The following is a 5,344-nucleotide window of genomic DNA, read 5'->3' on the forward strand; positions in this document are numbered from 1 at the left end:
GGGGGGGACCTTATTAATGTTGCGCCATGTCCTGCAATTGGCTTTGGCGGCGGCGGTAGGGCCGCCGATGCCGGGAGTGGACTTACCAACGGTCGCGGTGTTGGTACCTTGTCGTAACGAGGCCCTAGTCGTTCGGGGACTGGTGGCGAATTTATTTAGCTTGACCTATCCCGCCGAGTTATTGGAAGTCTGGGTCGCTGATGACCGGAGTGAGGACGGGACGGGGGAAGTGTTACGGGCCTTGCAGGAGAAGTATCCCCGGTTGCGGGTTTATCCGCGCACGGAGGGGGCATTGGGTAAGTCGGCGGTCCTCAATGAGTTATTGGCTCGGGCGACGGGGCAGATGATTGTCACCCTGGATGCAGATGCTCAAGTGGGCGCAGATTTTTTGACACGGACTTTGGCTTACTTCCAGGACCCCCAGGTAGGAGCGGTCCAGGTGCGGCGGGCGGTGGTCAATCCGCAAGTGAACTGGCTGACCCAAGGGCAACGGGTGGAGATGGTCCTGGATGCCTATTACCAGCAACAACGGGTCCTCGTCGGGGGCACTGGGGAGTTACGCGGGAGTGGACAGGTGGTGCGGCGTACCGCGCTCGAACAGTGCAGCGGCTGGAATGAGGCCACGATTACCGATGATCTAGATCTGACCCTGCGTCTTCATCTGAACGGTTGGCAGATTGCCTTTGCCCATGAAGCTCCTGTTCATGAGGAAGCCGTGACCACCGTGCCAGCCCTCTGGCGACAACGGCAACGCTGGGCGGAGGGGGGTTTCCAACGGTATCTAGACTACGCGCCCTTATTGGGGCGGTTGGGCTCGCGGAAGCTCGGGGACCAGGGGGTCTTTTTTACGAGTCAATACCTGTTACCCCTGGGGTTGTTGCCGGACCTCTACTGGAGTTTTATTTTTGGGCATTACCCGGTCCTGGGTTTTTTAATCAATGCAGCGACCTTGACGGCGGCTTGGGGGATGTTCCAGGGACAACGGGAGCTTAAGGTACCACTTTTGGCAAATTTGCAGGGAGTGTTGGGAGGGAGTCTTTATTTTTTGCACTGGGTCCCGGTCATGATTTTTACGTTAATACGGATGGCTCTATGCCCCAAACGGCTCAACTGGGTCAAAACTCCCCGTCAAGCCCCGAACCGATAGCCCAACCCATAGACCGTGTGGATGAGGGGGGACTCGAAATCACGGTCTACCTTGCGTCGTAATAACTTGACTTGGGCGGCAACGACGTTGGAGTTGGGGGCAGTCTCGCCCTGCCAGAGGTATTGGTAAATCTCTTCGTGGCTCATCACCCTGCCTTGGTGCTGTAAGAAATAGGTCAATAACTGAAATTCCTTGGCAGACAGTTCAATCGGAACGCCTCGCCGGAAGGCCAGTTTGCCGGTGAGGTCGAGGGTGAGGTCGTTGTAGGTCAGACGTTCTTGAGTGGGGGCCTCCTGGCTGCGGCGAGCCAAGGCCCGGACCCGGGCGAGTAATTCCTTGAGTTCAAAGGGTTTGACCAAATAGTCATCAGCCCCGGCATCCAGACCCTGCACCCGGTCATCTACGCCATCACGGGCGGTCAGGATCAGAATCGGGAGTAGGCGGTGGTCCTTGCGTAAGCGTTGACAGACCTCCAACCCAGAGACACCGGGCAGCATCCAATCGAGGATCAGCAGGTCATAATTCTGTTCGGTCAATCGTGCCAAGGCCTCCTCGCCGTCCTGGGCCAAGTCCACCCCATGTCCCTCCCGCGCTAGGGCCAGTTTCAGGGGTAAAGCCAGTTCCACCTCATCCTCAACCAACAACAGATGGACCATCTTGGGTGTCTTTTCTCCCAAGCTACCATAGACCTTAAAATCCGCCGGTGCGGGTCACTCTGTCCTGGGGTGGATTAAACCTTATGCCAGTTGCAGTAAATTCCTAGGCCCACATCTCACTCCTGCGGAGGGGAACAACTTGGGTCCTATGACAGAGCGTGTTCCCCGTGGGCAAAATTATGATAGACCCATAGCTAGCAATCTTGGGAGCAAGCAATGCAATCTGATCCTCGCACTACCACCCCAGTTGTCCCCTCGGCTGACCCCATGGACCCGACGCATGACCGCAACGAGTTTCGCTTCGGCTTCACGCCCCAAGCCGAAATCTGGAATGGTCGTTTTGCCATGATTGGTTTTGTCGCTTATCTACTTTGGGACTTGGGGGGCTACAGTGTAGTCCGGGATGTCTTGGGCATCGTATCTCGTTAAGTAAAACCTCTTGTGTTCCCCCTGCTCAGTCCGACGAGTGGGGGGATTTTTTATGAAGCTGACCATACTTGCGCCTACTGGGTCAACCCGGAGATTGACCTACGCCCCGGCTCGTTGGCGCCGGCTATGCTCACGTTGAGCTTTGACTTCCTGGAGTTGCTAGATGCGCTCCAATAGACTTAAACAGTCACTCTCCACAGCTATCGTCATGACTATTTGTTGTTGGCTGATTTCCATGAGGTTCGCCTACACTATGGTCAAAACAGTACCCTAAGGAGTCCTGTGTCAGCTTATGTCCCTGGTTTAGCTGGCGTTCCCGCCACCCGTTCCAATATTAGTTTCATTGATGGGGGACCGGGAATCTTGGAGTACCGGGGCATCTCGATCCAGCAATTAGCCGAACACAGCACCTATCTGGAGACGGCCTATCTCCTAGTGTTTGGACACCTCCCCGGTTGGGCACAACTCCACCAATTCGAGCAAGATGTCCTGCGCCACCGCCGCGTTAAGTACCCGATCCGCGACATGATTAAATGTTTCCCGGACCAGGGGCACCCGATGGACGCGCTGCAAGCCTGTGTGGCTGGGTTGGGCCTCTTCTATCCTTTGGGCGAACAACAGCTAACCGATGAGCGTTATGCCTACGAAGTGACGATCCGGTTGGTGGCGAAACTGCCGACCCTAGTGGCGATGTTCCACCAGATGCGTCAAGGCAATGACCCGATTCCCCCCCGTGATGACTTGGGCCACAGTGCGAATTTCTTATATATGTTGACGGGCGAAGTCCCGGACCCCCGCGCCGCCCGGATTTTTGAAGTCTGTCTTATCCTTCACGCTGAACACACGGTCAATGCCTCGACCTTCAATGCCCTAGTCACCGCCTCGACCCTAGCCGACCCCTACACCATCATCACCTCGGCCTTGAGCACCCTCTCGGGTCCCCTCCACGGCGGGGCCAATGAGGAGGCGTTGCGGATGTTTCAACAGATTGGTCATGAAGAGAATGCCTATGGGTTTGTCAAGGAACGGCTGGCCCGCAATGCCAAGATTATGGGTTTTGGGCATCGGGTCTACCGCACCAAAGACCCCCGCGCCATCGTCTTGCAGCAATTAGCCGAAGAATTATTTGCCCTATTTGGTCCTAGCCCGGTTTACGCCATCGCCCAGGAAGTAGAGCGCGTCGCCGCCCAACTGCTGACCCAGAAGCAGGTCTACACCAACATGGAGTTCTATTCGGGGATGGTTTACCAAAAATTGGGCATCCCCACGGATATCTTCACCCCGGTCTTTGCCATGGCGCGGGTGGCAGGTTGGCTCGCTCACTGGAAAGAACAACTCAAAAGTAACCGTATCTTCCGTCCTGAACAAGTCTATGTGGGCGAACGCCGGGTCGTCTATACTCCCCCCGAAGCCCGCACTGGCCTCCCTCCCGCTGAAATTATCAGCCCCGACCCCGTCCCGCCCATGCCCGCGCAACCCACCGTCCCCCCGCCTAACCTCGAAGCGAGCTATGTCCCAGGACTGGCGGGCATCCCAGCGACCCGTTCTAACATCAGTTTTGTGGATGGCGCACAGGGCATCTTGGAGTACCGGGGCATCAGTATTGAGGAACTGGCCTCCCACAGTACCTTCCTAGAAACCGCTTACCTCCTAATCTTTGGCTATCTGCCCACCCATCCTCAGTTGCACCAATTTGAAACTGAAGTCAACCAGCAACGGCGGGTCAAATATCCCATCCGCGACATGATTAAATGTTTCCCCGACCGGGGCCATCCGATGGACGCGCTACAAGCCTGTGTTGCCGGGTTGGGTCTCTTTTATCCCCTGGGTGAAGAACAACTCACCGATGAACGCTACGCCCGCGAAGCGACGGTTAACCTCATCGCCAAACTGCCGACCTTAGTGGCGATGTTCCACCAGATGCGCCAGGGCAATGACCCGGTTCCCCCCCGCGACGACCTGGGCCACAGTGCGAACTTTTTGTATATGTTGACTGGGCAGGTGCCAGACCCCAGAGTCGCCCGAATTTTTGACGTGTGCTTGATTCTCCATGCCGAACATACGGTTAATGCCTCGACTTTTGGTGCATTGGTGACGGCTTCTACGCTGGCGGACCCCTACACGGTAATCACAGCGGCGATTGGAGCACTTTCGGGTCCGCTCCACGGCGGAGCCAATGAGGAAGCTCTCCAGATGTTTAAGCAAATCGGTGAGGCTGACCATGCCCGTACGTTCATTGAGGGACGGTTGGCCCGCAAGGAAAAGATCATGGGTCTCGGGCACCGGGTCTACCGCACCAAAGATCCCCGCGCCGTGGTCCTCCAGCAACTCGTCGGGGAGATGTTTAAGATCCATAGCCCCAGTCCCTTTTACCTGACGGCCCAAGCGGTCGAAGCGGTCTGTGTGGAGCAGTTAGGGGGTAAGGGTATTTATCCAAATGTGGATTTCTACTCGGGCTTAGTCTACGAGCAGATGGGCATTCCCACGGATATTTTTACCCCAGTTTTTGCCATGGCGCGGGTGGCGGGCTGGTTGGCCCACTGGCGGATGCAACTCTCCGACAACCGGATTTTTCGTCCGACCCAGATCTATCATGGTCCCCGTGATGTCACTTACACGCCTTTGACCCAGCGGGGTGAATAAAAGCCCGGTCCCCATCTTCAAGGTCCCCAAGTCAGGTAGGGGCCGGTCGCGCCTCATGACTTTATTACCCCTGTGCTGAAAGTATTATTTATCAAGAGCGGCGTAAAACCCCTAGCTTTAGCTATGGGGATATAAGCCGTATCAGCCAATGGCGCATAGGATATCTAAGCGACAACTTTCAGCTTAAATAAACTACAATAGTAGTATGTTAGTCCTTGAGTCAAAGTTAGTCGCCACCTCTGAGCAGTTCGCCTTAATTGATGAGGCAATCCGCACCTTCCAATTCCTCCGCAATAAAGCCTTGCGCTATTGGATTGACACTAAGGGTGCTACCAAGTATGACCTCAACAAACAGTGTGCGATTCTTGCTAAAGAGTTTGCGTGGGCTAATAAACTAAACTCTATGGCTCGCCAATCCGCAGCCGAACGAGCATGGTCGGCAGTCTCCAGCTTCTTTGACAACTGTAAA

The 5,344-nt window shown here is 55.7% G+C and carries 5 protein-coding genes and 2 pseudogenes; 6 read left to right on the forward strand and 1 reads right to left on the reverse strand.

What is annotated here, in order from left to right; genetic code table 11:
* Positions 1 to 1,147, forward strand: a 1,147-nt coding sequence (locus HFM78_RS15495) for a glycosyltransferase family 2 protein (protein WP_287130361.1), incomplete at its 5' end; no start/stop codon positions are given.
* Here the strand turns inward: HFM78_RS15495 and rppA are convergent.
* Entirely contained in the window at positions 1,129 to 1,803 is a 675-nt protein-coding gene (gene rppA / locus HFM78_RS15500; protein WP_287130362.1) for a two-component system response regulator RppA, read from the reverse strand. The genes HFM78_RS15495 and rppA overlap by 19 nt on opposite strands.
* Positions 1,804 to 2,019: 216 nt before the next feature.
* On the opposite strand from rppA, the gene HFM78_RS15505 reads away from it, so the two are divergent.
* The 5 genes and pseudogenes from HFM78_RS15505 to HFM78_RS15520 all read left to right on the forward strand — a co-directional run.
* On the forward strand, positions 2,020 to 2,232 hold the full coding sequence (locus HFM78_RS15505; protein ID WP_287130363.1) for a chlorophyll a/b-binding protein: 213 nt from the start codon (positions 2,020 to 2,022) through the stop codon (positions 2,230 to 2,232).
* Positions 2,233 to 2,244: 12 nt separating this feature from the next.
* The gene (locus HFM78_RS15510) at positions 2,245 to 2,409 is read left to right on the forward strand and encodes a hypothetical protein (RefSeq protein WP_287130364.1); all 165 of its coding nucleotides are present in this window, start codon (positions 2,245 to 2,247) and stop codon (positions 2,407 to 2,409) included.
* 105 nt (positions 2,410 to 2,514) lie between these two features.
* Positions 2,515 to 3,648 (forward strand): annotated as a pseudogene (locus HFM78_RS16460) (citrate synthase); the annotation flags it as partial.
* Between the two features lie 48 nt (positions 3,649 to 3,696).
* Positions 3,697 to 4,875 carry a citrate synthase gene (locus HFM78_RS16465; protein WP_396035097.1) on the forward strand — a complete coding sequence of 393 codons (1,179 nt, stop codon included), beginning with the start codon at positions 3,697 to 3,699 and terminating at the stop codon, positions 4,873 to 4,875.
* A 205-nt stretch (positions 4,876 to 5,080) separates the two neighbouring features.
* A pseudogene (locus HFM78_RS15520) lies at positions 5,081 to 5,344 on the forward strand (RNA-guided endonuclease TnpB family protein); the annotation flags it as partial.

Origin of the sequence: Candidatus Cyanaurora vandensis (genome assembly GCF_013285555.1) — a bacterium.
In the GTDB taxonomy this organism is placed as follows: domain Bacteria; phylum Cyanobacteriota; class Cyanobacteriia; order Gloeobacterales; family Anthocerotibacteraceae; genus Cyanaurora; species Cyanaurora vandensis.